Annotated in this window: 11 protein-coding genes and 5 tRNA genes; 15 read left to right on the top strand and 1 reads right to left on the bottom strand. The window is 29.4% G+C overall.

Going from position 1 to position 17,943, the window contains the following annotated elements; all coding sequences use genetic code 4:
- The first annotated feature begins 283 nt into the window (after nucleotides 1–283).
- The 5 genes from NPA13_RS02725 (at nucleotide 284) to NPA13_RS02705 (ending at nucleotide 11,681) form a co-directional block, all read left to right on the top strand.
- On the top strand, nucleotides 284–4,699 hold the full coding sequence (locus tag NPA13_RS02725) for a PolC-type DNA polymerase III (RefSeq protein ID WP_257088976.1): 4,416 nt from the start codon (nucleotides 284–286) through the stop codon (nucleotides 4,697–4,699).
- 105 nt (nucleotides 4,700–4,804) lie between these two features.
- A complete protein-coding gene (locus NPA13_RS02720) occupies nucleotides 4,805–6,145 on the top strand; it encodes a BMP family ABC transporter substrate-binding protein (protein WP_257088974.1) in 1,341 nt (446 codons plus the stop codon).
- Between the two features lie 195 nt (nucleotides 6,146–6,340).
- Nucleotides 6,341–8,593, top strand: a complete 2,253-nt coding sequence (locus NPA13_RS02715) for an ATP-binding cassette domain-containing protein (RefSeq protein ID WP_257088972.1) — start codon at nucleotides 6,341–6,343, stop codon at nucleotides 8,591–8,593.
- Entirely contained in the window at nucleotides 8,593–10,731 is a 2,139-nt protein-coding gene (locus tag NPA13_RS02710) for an ABC transporter permease (RefSeq protein WP_257088970.1), read from the top strand. Before NPA13_RS02715 ends, NPA13_RS02710 begins: the two co-directional genes overlap by 1 nt.
- A 2-nt stretch (nucleotides 10,732–10,733) precedes the next feature.
- Complete coding sequence (locus tag NPA13_RS02705) at nucleotides 10,734–11,681, top strand: ABC transporter permease (protein WP_257088968.1); 948 nt, start codon at nucleotides 10,734–10,736, stop codon at nucleotides 11,679–11,681.
- An 88-nt stretch (nucleotides 11,682–11,769) separates the two neighbouring features.
- On the opposite strand, the gene NPA13_RS02700 is transcribed toward NPA13_RS02705, so the two are convergent.
- The gene (locus NPA13_RS02700; protein WP_257088965.1) at nucleotides 11,770–12,690 is read right to left on the bottom strand and encodes a hypothetical protein; all 921 of its coding nucleotides are present in this window, start codon (nucleotides 12,688–12,690) and stop codon (nucleotides 11,770–11,772) included.
- 206 nt (nucleotides 12,691–12,896) lie between these two features.
- On the opposite strand from NPA13_RS02700, the gene NPA13_RS02695 reads away from it, so the two are divergent.
- From NPA13_RS02695 to NPA13_RS02650, 10 genes are all read left to right on the top strand, one after another.
- The gene (locus NPA13_RS02695) at nucleotides 12,897–14,135 is read left to right on the top strand and encodes a potassium channel family protein (RefSeq protein ID WP_257088963.1); all 1,239 of its coding nucleotides are present in this window, start codon (nucleotides 12,897–12,899) and stop codon (nucleotides 14,133–14,135) included.
- Complete coding sequence (locus NPA13_RS02690; RefSeq protein WP_257088961.1) at nucleotides 14,128–14,955, top strand: deoxyribonuclease IV; 828 nt, start codon at nucleotides 14,128–14,130, stop codon at nucleotides 14,953–14,955. Before NPA13_RS02695 ends, NPA13_RS02690 begins: the two co-directional genes overlap by 8 nt.
- 126 nt (nucleotides 14,956–15,081) lie before the next feature.
- Complete coding sequence (rpmG, locus tag NPA13_RS02685; protein ID WP_257088959.1) at nucleotides 15,082–15,234, top strand: 50S ribosomal protein L33; 153 nt, start codon at nucleotides 15,082–15,084, stop codon at nucleotides 15,232–15,234.
- Nucleotides 15,235–15,343: 109 nt separating this feature from the next.
- A complete protein-coding gene (locus NPA13_RS02680) occupies nucleotides 15,344–16,390 on the top strand; it encodes a M24 family metallopeptidase (protein ID WP_257088957.1) in 1,047 nt (348 codons plus the stop codon).
- A complete protein-coding gene (gene pip, locus NPA13_RS02675) occupies nucleotides 16,380–17,321 on the top strand; it encodes a prolyl aminopeptidase (RefSeq protein ID WP_257088955.1) in 942 nt (313 codons plus the stop codon). The genes NPA13_RS02680 and pip overlap by 11 nt, the downstream gene beginning before the upstream one ends.
- Nucleotides 17,322–17,480: 159 nt before the next feature.
- A tRNA-Asn gene (locus tag NPA13_RS02670) sits at nucleotides 17,481–17,555 on the top strand.
- Nucleotides 17,556–17,560: 5 nt separating this feature from the next.
- Nucleotides 17,561–17,636 (top strand) — tRNA-Glu (locus tag NPA13_RS02665).
- Nucleotides 17,637–17,641: 5 nt separating this feature from the next.
- A tRNA-Val gene (locus tag NPA13_RS02660) sits at nucleotides 17,642–17,717 on the top strand.
- A gap of 2 nt (nucleotides 17,718–17,719) precedes the next feature.
- A tRNA-Thr gene (locus NPA13_RS02655) sits at nucleotides 17,720–17,795 on the top strand.
- A gap of 40 nt (nucleotides 17,796–17,835) precedes the next feature.
- Nucleotides 17,836–17,920, top strand: a tRNA-Leu gene (locus NPA13_RS02650).
- Nucleotides 17,921–17,943: the final 23 nt, after the last annotated feature.

Here is a 17,943-nt window from a genome sequence, read left to right as displayed (position 1 = left end):
AAGATAAGAAAAGTGGACAGAGGTCAAAACTGTCTACTTTTCTTAATCTTATTTTGTAATTCGATGCTTTATTTTTAACGATTCAATTCAGAAATTGTATTAAAGCTATAATTTGAAATATAAATGACTATCATGCAATTGAAATACTATTCTTATGTGGTCTTTCATCAGTTTTATAGGTCATTTTTTCTTTCAATATTTAAATTTTTAAAAGATAGTTAATAAAAAATACTATATATTAATTATAATAATATTTTTATAACTTATACAAGGTGGTGAAGTAATGGAAGGATACAAAAATCAAAAATTTAATTTATTAGCTAACAAATTAAATTTACCTTTTATCGCATCATTTTCGGATGCGAAAATAGATAGCAATAGTATTAAGGTTGTTAAAAATTCAAATACAAATGAAGAAAGATTAGAGGTTACTTTAACTCTTTTAACAATTCCATCACTTGAAGATTTAAGAACTTTAACAATTGCAGCTATAAAAGAAAGAGTTAATTTCAAATTTAAATACGATAATAATGAATATTTATCAAGTCCATTAGTTCTTAATTATTTGGAATATGTAGTTAAGAAAACTCTTCCAGATAATAGTGGAATTGCAAGAGCATTAAGATTTCAAAATGTTAATTATGATGAACAAACAGGAAAATATTTAGCACATATCTTTGATTATGAAAATACTCCTGAATTTCAAGAAGAACTTAAGGTAGTTAATAAGTATATGAAAGAACTTTTTGGTTTTGATTCATTTGAATTAAATGTTAAAGTCAATACATTTGATTTAAAAGAACAAATCAACAATAACATCCTTCAAAATTATGACAAAATCAAAAATCAATTTAGTGATCACGACACAGCCTCAACTTCATCTAAAAAAGGTTCAATCAGCTATGATAAAGGAAGTTGAGGAAAAAGACGTTCACCATCTAGTTATACAAAATACACAATTCAGGAAGTTCACGAACTTCCTTATGAAGATGAAACTACAAATGTTTCTGTAACTGGTTATGTTTATAAAACTGATGTTAGAGACACTAACAAAGGGTTAAAAATTCATAACATTTCAATTACTGATTATAATGATGCTATTAGTACAGTTTTCTTTGAGAGAGAAAATAATAAAGATGTTTATGTTCCAAAAATTGGAGATACAGTTGAAGCTATGGGTAGAGTTTCTAATCCATATGGTTCAACTTACAATGGTGTAGACAAGTACAATAAACAAATCACAGTTAACTCTTTTAGCAAAGTTGATCCACTTACAGAAGAGCAAGAAGATTTAGCTTATGAAAAAAGAGTTGAGCTTAGCACAAGAACAAAAATGTCAACAATGGATGGACTTTTAAATGCTGAAGATATTGTTTCCATAGTTAAACAATATGGACATTCAGCAGTTGCTATAGTTGATTCAAATGGTGTACAAAGTTATCCAACTTTCGAAAAAGCTGCTAAAAAAGCTGGTATTAAACCAATTTATGGAGTTAGTTTTGATGTTATTTCAAAAAATCATAATTTCTTATTAAATTATTCGCCCGATGAAAATGCGGTTTTAGAGCAAACTGAATTTGTTGTGCTTGATATTGAAACAACACACTTATCAGCGCAAATAGGAGAATTAATTGAATTTGGTGCTCAAATTGTTAAAGAGCATAATGCTTTTAATCATAAAGACTTACAATTCTTTATTAAGGCACAAAAACCTCTTAGTGCTAAAACAATGAGCTTAACTAACATTACACAAAAAATGTTAGATGAAGAGGGGATTGAGTTAAATGAAGCTCTTGACAAAATTTATGATTTATTAAATAATAAAGTTTGTGTAGCTCATAATGCTAACTTCGACTTTAACTTTATTATCCAAAAGTTCATTGAGCAAGGAAAAAAAGTTCCAAACACATTCTTTGTCGACACACTTAACATTTCCAGATTGCTATTCCCTGAAAAACGTTCACATACGTTAGGGAATTACTGTTCATATTTACAAGTTAGTTACGATTCGGCAGTAGCTCACCGTGCAGACTACGATGCTGGTGTTCTTGCTAGTGCTTGAATTAAGTCAATTCAAATGTTAAAAGAGAAAGGTATTTTAACATTTGATGATTTATATAATACTTATGAACCAAATGTTTACTCACATGTTAGATCAAATCAAATTTCTGTTCTTGCTAAAAACCAACAAGGAATTAAAGAAATTTCTAAATTAATCACACTTTCATTAACCGAAAGATTCTTTAAGTCTCCTAAATTATTTATGGAGGACATCAAGAAGACTGAAAACATTTTAATAGGGTCAGGTGGACTTAAAAGTAGATTTATAGACAATATTTTTTATTCATCAGATGTTGAAATTCAAAAGTCAGCAGAATTTGCTGATTACATTGAAATACCACATCCTAATGCACTAAAACATTACTTAGAACCACAGGAAAAATTTACTCAAGAAGAAATTTATGATGCTATTAAAAGAATGATTAATTGAGCGAATAAGCTTAACAAAATTCCTGTTGCAATCGGGGATGTTAGATATAAAAATAAATTAGATAAGGAAGTCTTCAGATGTCTTGTTTATTCAAAAGGTATTGGTAACTCTTCGCACTTCTTATTTGACCATAGAAAAGTTGAATTTGAGGGAAGAAACTTCTTATTGCCTGATTTAGAGTTTTATACAACCGATCAAATGCTTGAGTCATTTAAATTCCTAAATGATGAGCAATTAATTAATGATTTAGTTATAGTGAATACAAACAAGATTGCTAATTTAATTGATCCAGAAATTAAAATTGTTCACGACAAACTTTACACACCTAAATTTGATGACTCAGCAGTTAAATTAAAAGAATTAGTTTATAAAACAGCACATGAAAGGTATGGAGAAGTACTTCCTCAAATGATTGAAGAAAGACTTCAAAAGGAAATCACACCTATTCTTAAATATGGATTTGATGTTATTTACTGAATTTCGCATATCTTGGTTAAAAAATCATTGGAAAGTGGATATCTTGTAGGTAGTCGTGGAAGTGTTGGTTCATCTTTAGTTGCTACATTTGCAGGTATCACAGAAGTTAATCCATTACCAGCTCACTACATTTGTCCAAATTGTAAAAACTTCGTTTTAAATGAAGATTCTAATATAACTTCAGGATTTGACTTAGATGATAAAAATTGTGATAAATGTGGAACACTTATGAATAAAGATGGACACACCATTCCATTCGAAACATTCTTAGGATTTGATGCCGATAAGGTTCCGGACATAGACTTAAACTTTGCTGGTGACTTCCAACCGATTATTCATAATGAAGTTAAGAAACTTTTTGGTGACAGTCATACTCTAAGAGCCGGGACTATTTCTACAATTCAAAGCAAAACTGCCTTTGGTTATGTTAAAAAAGCTAATGAAGAATATAACTTGGGTTATTCAAATGCTTTTGTTGATTATTTATCTTCAAAACTTGAAGACATTAAACGTACAACAGGACAACACCCTGGAGGTATCTTAATTATTCCTAAAGAATTCGATGTTGAAGATTTTACACCTGTTAACTATCCTGCCGATGATACTTCAATCGATTGAAAAACAACTCACTTTGATTATAGAGCTATCCACGACAATGTCCTTAAGTTAGACTTACTTGGACACATTGACCCAATGGCGATTAGAATGCTTGAAAAATTAACTGGTTTAGATGTTAAAAAAGACATACCTAAAAAAGATAAAAGAGTTATGTCACTTTTCTCAACTACTAAAGAATTAAATATCACACCTGAACAAATCGGTGGCGAACCAACAGGTGCTTTAGGTATCCCTGAGTTTGGTACATCATTTGTTAGAAAGATGTTGATTGAAGCACAACCCGAATCATTTGCTGACTTAATTTCAATTTCAGGTCTTTCTCATGGGACAGATGTTTGAACAGGAAATGCTCAATCACTTATTAAAGATATGGGATTATCATTAAAAGATGTTATTTCCTGTCGTGATGATATGATGGAATACTTAATGAAGAAAAATATTGAGTCTAAATTAGCTTTCAAGGTTATGGAACAAGTACGTAAAGGTAAAGGTGTAACGGAAGAACAAGTTGCAATATTAAAGAAAAACAATGTCCCATCTTGATACATTGATTCAATGCAAAAAATTAAATATATGTTCCCTAAAGCTCACGCTACTGCTTATGTTCTTATGGCTTGAAGAATTGCTTGATTTAAACTTTATAAGCCTTTAGAATACTACGCAACATTTTTCACAACTAGAGCAACTGAATTCGATTTACATGTAATGATGAACGACTTTAAGATTGAAAAAATTAATAAAAAAATTAAGGAAATAACCTTAATGAATGACAGAAAAGTTAAAGACGATCAGTTATTACAAACCTTAGAACTCGCAAGAGAAATGTATGCACGTGGATTAAGTATTTCAAACATCAGCTTAACTAAATCATTAGCAACTGAATGAGTTATAGATTATGAACATAATGCTCTTATACCTCCATTTACAGTTGTAGGTGGACTTGGTGAAGCTGTAGCAACTGAAATTGTTAATGCTAGAAATGAAAGTGAATTTGTTTCAAAAGAAGACTTTAGAAAACGAGGAAGAGTGAATCAAACTCTTTACAAGATATTGAATGAAGAATTCAAGGTTCTTGATGAACTAAATGAAACAAATCAGTTGACACTTTTTTAAAAATTAAAAAATAACTTTGATAAATAAAAGTTTTATAATATTAATGAGGATATCTTTATAGTATCCTCATTTTCTTTAAATAATTATTTAAACAAAAGGACAAAAATGAAAAAAATTAAATCATTATTATTAGCTGTTGCAGGAATCACAACAGCTATAGCACCAGTTGCTGCAATCTCTTGTGGAAGAACAGACAAAACAACTTCAGGAGCAAGAGCTAATATTACTCCAATTGCAGACATTACGAGAAATACAACTTTAACAGCTGAAACTATTCAAGGTAAAACTCCACTTTCTGTTGTTGTTGTAACAGACTCTGGTCACGTAACTGACTTATCATTTAACCAATCATCATATGAAGGAATGATGAGATATGTTGATGACATTAAAGAGCTTACAGGTTCAGAACCTAAATTTGCTTACTCAGAACCAGAAAGTAATAGTTATGAAAATACTTACAATAGTTTATTAGGGAAATATAACATTTGAATTCTTTCAGGGTTCACACATGGAGATGCAATTAAAGCATACATCCAACAAAATAAGGATAGATTAATTAAGAACAATGTAAAAATCATAGGTACAGACTTCACAATAGATCCAAATGAACTTCAAGGTTATGGAGACTTTTATGGTTTAGATTTTAAAGTTGCTGAATCATCATATATCGTTGGACAAGCAGTTGCTGAATTAATGGCTACAGAAGAGTCATATGCAAACAAAAGAAAAGTAACAGCATTTGGAGGTATGCCTTTCCATGGAGTTGTTGATTTTATTAAAGGTTACTACAGAGGTATTCTTGATATAAATAAAACTCAATCAGATGCTAATAAAAAAGTTAGACCAACACAAGGTAAAGGTCTTGCAAATGACTTTTCAAGTGTAGCACTTAATACTGCTTTTGAATCAGGTAAACCAATGGATAGTGCAATCGCAAATGCAATTGCTTCAAATCCAACAGTTATTTTACCAGTTGCTGGACCAGCGACAGGGTTCACATTAGATGAACTTGAGAAAAAAGCAAATACAGATCACATTGGTGTAATCGGAGTGGATACTGATCAAGCAAAATCAAGATCAAAAGACTCAGGAAAATTCTATACATCAATTACAAAAAATATTGCACAAGCTGTTTACGATACAATCCTATACATCACATATGGTATTGATAGCAAAAATATTTATAGTACAAAAACACCAGAGAGATCATTCTCAATTAGAGGAAGTTTCAAACAAGGGTGAGTTGGTTATGCACAAAGTACACTCAAAGATGAAGCAATGAAAACAAAAATGAATCAATTATTAGCAAAATATGATGCTAAATTTAAAGAATTATCTGAAGAGGACATAGATTTTATTTCATCAGATAAATTAAATAAAACAGATTCTGCAACTTTATCACTTCCTGACTTAATTCAAGAATTAACTGGCGAAATGTTAAAATAATTTTTCAACAAACTTAATTTTTTAAAGGGTACCTAATTTTGGTATCCTTTTTATTTTTATACCTACCTCCTTGTAATAAAAGAGAAAACACTAAATGATAAAATTAAGAATAAAAAATATATAATTAAAATGTAAATAATAGACATTAAATTCTATTATTTATTTTTTTAATATATTAAAAACACAAGGAAAGATATGAAACAAAACTTTTATGCAATAGAGTTTGATAATATTTCTAAATCTTTCGGTTCTATTAAGGCTAACCAGAATATTAGCTTTAAAGTAGAAAAAGGTACAGTTCACGCTTTAATTGGTGAAAATGGTGCTGGAAAAAGTACTTTAATGTCTATATTATTCGGGTTGTATGAACCTGATGAAGGAATTATCAAAGTAAATGAAAAAGAAGTTTTAATCAAAGGTCCTAATGATGCTAATAGATTAGGTATTGGTATGGTGCACCAACACTTTAAACTTGTTGATGTATATACAAACCTTGAAAACATTGTTTTAGGAGCTGAGGATAGAAATAAATTTACTAGAGTTATTGATTTCAAACCTGCTATTGAAAAAATCAAAACAATTCAAGAAATGTTTGATTTGCATTTTGATTTAAACAGGTTAACTGGTAAAGAAACAGTTGCAACTCAACAAAAAGTTGAAATTATGAAAATGTTATATCGTGATTCAGATATTTTAATTTTTGATGAACCAACTGCTGTTTTAACAGACCAAGAAATTCAAGGTCTATTGAATACATTCAAATTATTCAGGGAACAAGGTAAAACAATTTTATTTATTTCTCATAAACTTGCCGAAATTAAAGAAGTTGCTGATAATGCGACAGTTTTAAGACACGGTAAGGTTGTAGGAAACTTCAAAGTAGCAGATGTTTCTATTGAGGAAATGGCTAACCGTATGGTTGGTGGTGATGTCGAAATTATTAGAAATGAATATTCAGATACATCACAAAATGAAGTTGTTTTCAAATTAGATAACGTTTCTACAGATGGTGAAAAACCATTGAAAAATGTTAATTTAGAAATTAGAAGCGGTGAAATTGTTGCTATTGCCGGAGTTGAAGGTAATGGACAAACTGACTTAGAAAAAGTTGTTAGTGGAATGATAAAACCGACAACAGGTCAAGTTCTTTGTAAAAAGACACCACTTGTTAAAGAAAGAATGCAATTAATCCAAAAATCAAAAACAAGAAAAAATATAATTATGTTATTGATTTCATTATTTGTATTCTTATACTCAGGTTTAGGTTTATTAGCTGCAGCTAATTACCAATCTGATTCAACAAAAGCTATTATGAATATCGGTGGAGGATTGGCGATTTCTTTCAGTATAATCCTTCTTATGTTGATTTTATTTTCAATATATGGACCAAAATTTAAAGAAAAAACTATTTTTGCAAAAACTAGTTTTCAAAAGCAAATGAGCAAAAGACAGTTGCTAGTTTTTAAAATACTATTCCTAGTATTAGGTTTAGTTTCTGGTTTTGCTGTGCTATTTGCTGCATTAGTGTTTACATCAACAAATACATCAATAGTAGTAGCATTAGCTTCTTCAATTATTGTATTATGTTTAAGTATTATCACTACTGTTTTATTGAAAGTGAATAAATTATTAAAGTTTGAAAATGAGCATGCTAAATTAATCAAACGTAATAAATTATTTGTTATTTTAATATCATTTGGTATTGCTTCTGCTTCAGCATTAGCAATCACATCATTAATTTCATTATTAGCTACTGTTCCACTTGTAGCACTAGGACTAATGATTATGTTTAGTGTATTAATGTTTGCATTTATAGTGAGTGGAATACTTACATATTTCTACTTATCAGATACAAATGAGAAAAAAGTTGTTAATGATGATTACTTTGTCATAAATGAATTATCAGTTTATGATATTTCAAAATTAGGTCTTTCATTCATACCGAGTGATAGACATAAACACGGTTTAGTTCTTGACTATAACATTAAAAATAATTCAATTTTACGTAGACTTTGAGATAAAAAATACAGCAAAGCTGGACTTTTAAACAATAGAGCTATGCAAAGAGAAACTGAAGATATTATTGAAAAATTTGATGTTCGTGGCGCAAGAAATGGATACTCAATGTCAAGATCTCTTTCAGGAGGGAATCAACAAAAATTCATTGTTGGTCGTGAAATGAACTCACCACATGATTTCATTTTAATATTACAACCAACACGTGGATTAGACGTTGGAGCTATCAAAAATATTCATGAAAGAATATTAAAAGAAAAAGCTGAAGGTAAAGCTATCTTATTAATCTCATATGAATTAGATGAAGTTTTATCATTGGCAGATAAAATTGCAGTTATTAACACTGGTGAAATTTTAGCTGTGAAACCTGCAAAAGAACTTACAAGAACAGAAATTGGAGTTTATATGGCTCACAAGAAAGGAGGTGAGTAATGTTCACATTAACAGCAAATAAAATTAAAGAAAATTTAATGCTTGAAGATAAAAAATCATCTAGAAGAAAACTTTATTCATCTCTTTGAGCAGTTTTAATTGGTTTATTATTTGCTTCAGTAATCTACTGATTAAAAGGTATTGCTGATGGAACAGAAACAACAATTTTCACTTTTGTGCAAAATATTTTCGAGTTTGCTTTTAGTGAATATATTCTTAACGATACATTATTATTATTCATCTTCTTTGCACTAGCGAGTTTTTCTGTAGCAATTGGGTTTAAATCTGGATTATTCAACATTGGTGTTTCAGGACAGATGTTGCTACCTGGTATATTATTCTTTGCTATTTTAGCTGGTACAAGAGTTGATTTAAAGAATTTATCATTAAGCTTTTTATTAGGAATGATGTTCATTAGTATCATTATCGGTGCTATGGTTGGTGCAATTCCGGGTATTTTAAAAGCATACTTTAATGTTCATGAAGTTATTTCAACAATTTTTCTTAACTGAATTGTTACATTTTTAGGTATTTGACTTTTCACATTCTCAAACGATGTATTTATACCTCAATCAGATCCTAATTATACAAATTGAATCGGTCTGGAACCAGGTACTACTGCCAAGTTAGTTTTCACTAACTTAAGTAGAGACTTAGGGATTGATGTTCAAAGATTATTTATTTACATTGGTATTACACTTGTTTGTGTAATTGCAGTAGCGATTTGATTTGTTTATTCAAAAACAACACTTGGGTACAAAATTAAAATGGTTGGGTTAAATAAAACAAACTCAAAATATGTTGGAATAAATGAAAAAACAGTAACTGTTTGTGTAATGGCAATAGCAGGAGCTCTTGCTGGTTTAGGTGGGTTCTTCTACATTGTTGTATACACAAGACAAGTGGCTATTAAACCACAAGCTCCTTTAGCTATTGGTTTTGAATCCATAGCAATTGCTCTTGTTGCTCTTAATAATCCATTTGGTGTTCTTGCTACTGGTTTCCTATATGGAATGATACGAAGTGGACAAGCATCATTCTCAGTTACAGAGATAGGACCAAAAGTATCTAAAGATTTCTTCCCAATTATCACAGGGATAATTATATTTATGTCAGCGTTATCTATTATGTTCTATAAATTTAGACCAATGCGTTATGTATGAAAACAAATTATTCTAATGTGTCATAGAGAATACTGACAAAACTTTTCTATTTATCATAATTTAAGATCAAGATATCATATTAAAAAATCTTGAAATAAAGCAAGAGCTTTATATGCAGAAAATTTAATTTCTTCGGATCCTGATATGACAAAAGAAGAAATTGATGAAAAATGCAAATCATATTATTCAGAATGATTATTACAATATCAACAAATGGTTAAAGAAACAAAAGCTCAAATTGCAGAATTATCTGTTAAATTAAAAGAATACAAAAAAGCACAAAAACAAAAATTACAAGACACACTTTCAAGCTTTACATTTGCTAAATTCTATGAAAAACAAATAGATAAATTCTATGAATACTGATCAAGAAATGAACACGTGAAAGAATTAGATGAAACTTCAAAAGCATATTTATGAGCTTTATACTTAGCCAAAGAAAAAGCAAATGCTGATTGAAGATCATACGCTAAAAATGAGTATGATGGTCAGCTAAGAGTTAATAAATTAAAAATATCTGAGGAAACTGCGAATGAAGTTAAGAAGTTAGAATTTGAAATTCTAGAATTAAAATCAAAAATTTACAACACATCAATTAAGGATGAAATCAAGATTTTACGTAGATATTCAAAAGAAAAACTTCAAGTATTTGCAAGATATGAAAAAGCTTATGAAGCGAGAGTGGCGAGTTTAATTCTTACTTTAAAAGGTCAATCAGTCGAGTCAAAAATGACTATTTATGATGAAATTTCAAAAGAGAAATTTGCATTACAAAAAACTAGAACTGATTTAGGTGTTGATGAGTATCAATCTTATGTTCAAAAATCAAAAGCTCTTAAACGTTCAAGAAAATTAGTTTATAGAGAAATTAGAGAGAAAATTTATAATGATTTTGTAAATAAATACATTATAAAACCATGAGACAATAGAGTTTTAAGAATTCAAGAATCAAAATCAATGGAAGGAGCTAAATAATTATGGAATTAATTCTTTCATATTCAGTATTCTTCTTTTGCATTCTTTTATTAGGTTCTATTTCAGGAATTTTCTCAGAAAGAGCAGGAATCGTCAACATTGCAATTAATGGTTTCATGGTATTTGGGGCCATAATGTATATTATGTTTAGTGTTATATTAACAGATTTTATTTTTCACAAAGAGCAAACATCAATGCTTTGACAAATTCCTTTAACATTATTATCCGTAGGTGCATCAGCATTATTTGCATTATTATTTGGTTTAGCTACAATTAAATTAAAATCAGACCAAACAATTTCAGGTTTTGCTATGGGATTATTAGCAACAGGTATTGCATGTATTTTAATGTTATTTATTCTTGATATACAAAAAGAAGGACAAACTGCAACTTATTATGGTAGATCTGAGTTAGCTTTAAGTTCATCTTTAGGTGAGTATCAAAATATAGTATCATTCAAAACATTCGCAACTCTAATCATCGCATTTGCTTCTTGATTTGCCTTAAGAAAAACTAAATGAGGTTTAAGATTTAGAGCAATTGGTGAAAACCCACAAGCAGCTGATGTTGCTGGTATCAATGTTAATAAAATTAAATGACAAGCAGTTATTTTAGCTGGAATGGTTGCAGGTTTAGCTGGAACATTTTATGCTCAAAGTTTCCAAGGACCTTTCTCAATTACAAAAGATGTTGAAGGTTTAGGATTCTTAGCATTGGCTATTATGATTGTGTCAAGATGAAGAATATCAATCGCTGTAGTTATATCGCTTTTATTTTCAATTATGATTTCAGTATCATCATTTAGTGTAAGTTATATTAAAGCAGAAAAATATTCAGAATTAGTTAAAGCAGTACCATATGTGATTACTCTATTTGTTATGATATTTATATCAAAATCATCATCAGGTCCAGCTGCCGCTGGTATCCCATATGATAAATCAAAAAGATAGATCAATATCAAAAAATAAAATTATAAAAATAGTGAACAGTTTAATTTGCTTGTTCACTATTTTTTATTTCATATTTAGCTAATTAATATTATCTATCATCCTCTTCTTCATCATGATATTCATATTCATCATCTAAATACTCTGTGTTAGCCTCGTCGTTCTCCCCTGCTATAACTACCCTTATTTTCATTAAGTATAATGCTATTCATAAACCTTTTTCATATTTATATTTTTCTAACGCTTTATGAGGTGTTTTAAGTTTTCCAATTAGTTGTACATAAAACTTTTTATTATTAGCAACTATATGATCAGGTATTTTGACTGTTTCGATATTCGTGTCAATTCCTTTGCTTGTATTTCACTCGTGATTTTGGACTCACTCATTATTATATTGTTCATTTTCACTTAATAGAACTTTCATATCAAAGAAATCAGTTAAGAACAATCTAATATCCTCAATATCCATTCCAGTTTCTTTAACAAATTGATTTAATTCATCTCTATTTAATCCTCAACCATAGTCCACGGCTGGTCATTCAAGAGATACTTTAAGATTATGAGTAATTTTTGTTTTTGAAATATCAAATGCAAGAAGGATTCCTGATTGATTATCATTTCTTTTTAAAAACTGTGGAAATCTATTGTGCTTACTATAATCATAATTTTGTGCAGGATTTACTAAATTAATAGTAACTGATTTAGAATCGCTTGGAAAAACATAAGTTTTATATTTATCATCATGTATTGGTATAGTTAGGTGTTGTATATTTTTCGTAGTCTCAACAAGAGCACTGTAATTTATTTTTCCAAATCCAGTAATTGTTCCAGAGTTATTTGCATGTAAATATTCTTCGCCTGTGTCATTGGTTGATAGTCAAGTATCTTCGCTACTTAAAAATGCATTATAATCAATTTTTTTAACTTTTGTTTTTAATGGTATTGCATTTGCTGCGATTGTGGAAAATCCTAATATAGGAAAAAATATTTTTTTAATTCATTTTTTAAACATAAGATGACCTTCCCGAAAATATTATTTTCGATTTATTTAATATACCCTGCTTATATACCTTATCAAGATTGTGGATCACTTTTTAATAAGAAAATATTTTATTTTTTTCACATTTGTGAAAAATTAAGAAAAAGTTACTTATATGCTTAAATATCCGACTAACTAATATGTTTAAATTTGTAAAAAACTATATAAAATATTAAATTATGTTTAAGATAAGAAATTTAAGTAAAAATACGTGAAAAGGACTAGCTCATATTATTTGATCTAACTCAAATTATGATGATAATTTATCTCCATATTCTAAGAGAATTCAACTTTTTTCATACATTTATGCAGCTATAATAACATTTGCTTGTTTAGTTTCTTTTTTTTCACTGATTACAGTGAAAGAAGGGCCTAACAAAGCTCATTTTGATCGTTTTTTAGTTGTTGTCCAAGTCATTACATTCTTTATATTTATAGTAGATTACTTTCTACACTTTATTACTTACAAGTATTTATATACAGATGGAAAGACTAAAGTCTGAAAAATCGTACTTAAGTATATTTTTTCATTCAATGGAATTTGTATTTTATTCTGTATTTTAGCTTCACTCTATGCAATCAGTTTTCTTATGCCTGCATCAGAGGAAATTGCATATAACAAAAATGAAGAAGCAAAAATTTTCCATTTATTTAAATCATTTAACGTATTTAAAATTATCCGTTTCTTCTTTGTTTTAACATTATTTGCACCATTCCAAATTATTATTAATGTGTTTAAAAAACAAAGACAGATATTAACTTACATTTTTATATTAATTCTTATTTTAATTTTCTTATTTGCTTTATTAATTTGAAACAATGAAAAAAATCACTTAAAACAATCTCAAATTCAATACATCATTGATCACAAATGAGATCAAACATTTAATTTAGAGTATTTCAAAGAAATTAATAATCAAGAATACATTCAAAGAATACAAGATGCAACAACATCTCATGATAAAGCTGTGGTTATCTTTGATTATTTATCATCAGTAAGTTATGCAGATTTACCAAATGACAATATTATTGGTTATATGGATGGATTTTTAAGTCTAGAATCAGGTTACGTAACTACATTTGGTTCATCTTTATACTATGTAACAATTACACTAACAACAATTGGTTATGGCGATTTTACACCTCATGCATCTATAACAAGAGGAATTATTTCATTCTTATCATTAATGTCTGTTGCAATTATTGCCATTCCATCAGGTCTTATTGCTGGGGCATTTTTAGTAGAAATGCAAAAACATATTTCAACTACAGGTAACAAAAAATCAAGATTTGGATTTAGAAAAAAATCAGATGATGCTGATAATCAAACAAATCAATCAGAATCTAATGAACCTGCAACAACTTCAGTAGAAAACTCACAAAATACACAAGAAACTCGAAAGGAACAAAATGATTAAATTAGGATCACACATAGGATTTAAAGCTCCAAATTATTTATATGCATCAGGTCAGGAAGCTATCAGTTATGGCGCTAACACTTTTATGATTTATTTAGGAGCACCCCAAAACACAAACAGGGTTGATGTATCTAAATACAATTTAGAAAAATATGAAGAAGAGTTTTCTTCATTTATCCCTAAAGAAGATATTATTGTTCACGCACCATATATTGTTAATCCGGCCAATCCAGAAAAATCAAATTTTGCTAAAGATTTCTTAATTCAAGAAGTTCAAAGAATGGAAAAAGCAGGATTCGAATATTTAGTTCTACACCCTGGTGCAGCAGTTGGACACCCAACTGAGGAAGCACTGGATACATTAATTGACACTTTAAATGAAATAATTAAAAATACAAATAATGTTGTTATTTGTATAGAAACAATGTCTGGAAAAGGCACTGAAATTGGTGTTGATTTTGAACAAATTGCTTATGTTCTTAAATGAGTTAACTCAGATAGAGTTCAAGTTTGTTTAGATACTTGTCATATGTGAGATGCAGGTTATGATCTTCAAGAATATGAAGAATTTAAAAAAGAATTGTTCAAATGAGATTTACTTAAGAGAGTTAAGGTTATCCATTTAAATGATTCAAAACACGAAATTGCTTCGCATAAAGATAGGCACGCAAATATTGGAAAGGGAGCAATTGGATATGAAACATTAAAACAATTTGTTCATGATCCTGATTTTGATAATATCCCAATTATCCTTGAAACACCAGTTCCAGAAACTGGACCAATTTATAAAGAAGAAATTGCTTGATTATTAGAAAAGTAATAATTTAAAGTTAATAAATAATACTTAATTATTGGACTTAAATACTTTTTGTATTTTTCAGTTATAGTTTATAATATATAAAAATATTTATAAATATTAATTTTCATTCAATGTAAAGGAGAAAAAATGGCTAGAGAAGGTTTCACATTAGTGTGTGTTGAATGTAAAATGGAAAACTACATTTCAAAGAAAAACAAAAAAACACACCCTGAAAAAATTGAGTTACTTAAATTTTGCGCAAAATGTAACGCTCACAAAACACACAGAGAAAAGAAATAGTCACATTTTTCTCTATAATAATTTCCAATCTAGCATATGCTAGATTTTTATTTAAAATGCATAAAAGTTTTATAATTATTAAATCATTAACAATCAATAGGAGAAAACTATGGACAGAAGAAGACTAGATCAAATGTTTGAACAAACAGGAGCTGAAGTTTTAATTTCAGAAGCACCTCAAACAAGATTATGATATGCACATGTTCAAACATCAGATGGATATATTGCAATTGAAAAAGATAAAGCAACATTATTTGTTGATGGAAGATACATTGAATACGCAACAAAGCATGCTAAAAATGTTGATATTGTTTTAATCAAAGGAAACTCAATGAAAGAGTGATTTGATAAAAGAAACTTCAAGAAGATTGTGTTGGAAAAAAACTACTTAACAAAAGAGGTTCAAGACAGAATTGTATCAATGGTGCAACCTGAAGAAATTTCATGAGTTGATGCTCAAGATTTAAGAATTGTTAAATCAGCTGAAGAACTTAAATTAATGCAAAAAGTAATTGATATTTCTCTATCAGCACTTGAAGAATTTAAACAATGAGTTAAGCCAGGTATTTCTGAAAAAGAAGCTGGAGCTTATTTAAATTATTTACTTAAGAAACACGGTGGAGATAAAGAAGGATTTGATGAAATAGTTGCAACAGCTTCATCGTCAGCCGAACCACACCACCATACAACTGATAAACTTCTAGAGGAAGGTGAATTACTTAAAGTTGACTTCGGTGCTAAATATAAGGGATATACAGCAGACATTACAAGAACATGAGTTTTAGGAGGTGAAGATAAAGTTAAAAATCCTAAAGCACTTGAAATCTTAAACATTGTTAAAGAAGCCGCTGCAGCAGGTAGAAAAGCTGTAAGACCTGGTATTAAAGCTTGTGAAGTTGATAAAGTATGTAGAGATTACATTGCTTCAAAAGGGTATGCAGATTACTTCTTACATTCAACAGGACACGGATTAGGAATTGATGTTCACGAATGACCATCAGTTTCACCTCATTCACAAACTGTTTTAGAACCTGGAATGATTATTACAGTTGAACCTGGGATTTACATTGAAGGTTTAGGTGGAGCTAGAATTGAAGATGATGTTCTAGTTACTGAAAATGGTCACTATGTATTTTCTAGACCAAATGAACAATAATAACAATAATTCGCAAATAAATCATGATGGATATTTACAAGTAGATTCTATCCATCAAATTTATTTCAGTGTTAGCGGTAATCCAGATGGATTACCTGTTTTTATAATACATGGTGGACCGGGTGGTCAAAGTTCGCTTAAATCGCTTGAATTCTTTGATCTAAATTGCTATAAAGTTATTATGTTCGATCAAAGAGGTTGTGGTAAATCAAAACCTAGGTTTGAACTTCAAAAAAATAATACTAATCAATTAGTTGAAGATATAAGAAAACTCAAGGAACACTTAAATATAGATAAAATGATCCTGTTTGGTGGTAGTTGAGGAACAACTTTATCTCTAGCTTATGCAATTAAATATCCTGAAGATATATTGCACTTGGTTTTACGTGGAATTTTCTTAGCTAGACAAGAAGATGTTGATTTTCTTTATGAAAAAGGTGCTTCATTTTTCTATCCAGAAAAACATAATGAATTTGCTTCCTATGTACAAGATGTAAGTGGAAATAGCATTTTAGAAAAATACTATTCATTATTAACTAGTGATGATTTAGAAAAAAAATATAAAGCAGGTAGGGCTTTTGTGAAATGAGAAGAATCAATTGTTTCTATAAATCCTAAATTATTTGAATCAACTGATGAAGATGATTATCAAATTTCATTAATGGAATCACATTATTTTGTCAATAAATCATTTTTACCATCAGATAACTATATATTAGAGAATGCACACAAAATAAAACATATTCCAACAGATATAGTTCACGGAAGAAATGATATTGATACAAGACCCATTGGTGCCTATTTACTATCTAAAGAATTAGATAATTGTAACTTATATTTCATAGAACAAGCTGGACACACACAATGGGATATAAATAATAAAAATAAATTAATTCAAATCTTTAGTGAACTTAAAGAGACATATAAATAATTCAATTTCCAAGATGCTTATCTTGGATTTTTAATAATTTTTATTTGCTTTATTAAAATGTGCTATAATAGTCTCGAACCAAATAAATACCGAAATAAAAAATATAAAAATAATTTTGAAAAAATAATTTTTATGTATAATATATTAGCAAATCAAAATGCCGATTTAGCTCAGCGGTAGAGCAGCTGGCTGTTAACCAGTTGGTCGTTGGTTCAATCCCAATAATCGGCGCCATTTATGGTCTGTTGGTGAAGCGGTTAACACACATGGTTTTCATCCATGCATACACGGGTTCGATCCCCGTACAGACTGCCATTTTTGGAAGATTAGCTCAGCTGGGAGAGCGTCGCCCTTACAAGGCGAATGTCATGGGTTCGAGTCCCTTATCTTCCACCATTGCCGTCTTAGCTCAGTTGGTAGAGCAACTGACTTGTAATCAGTAGGTCGTAGGTTCGAGTCCTATAGACGGCACCAAGCATGGTGCTTTTTTTATGCCTTTCAGCACTAAAAATATGCGCGAATGGTGAAATTGGCAGACACGCTAGATTTAGGCTCTAGTGCCTTACGGTATGAGGGTTCGAGTCCCTCTTCGCGCACCATTAAAATATTGTTTTAATATAAA

Source organism: Mycoplasma sp. 2045, assembly GCF_024582715.1.
In the GTDB taxonomy this organism is placed as follows: Bacteria; Bacillota_I; Bacilli_A; order Mycoplasmatales; family Metamycoplasmataceae; genus Mycoplasmopsis.
The sequence above is the reverse complement of the archived record's forward strand: the minus strand, read 5'-3'. Positions and strand labels throughout refer to the sequence as shown.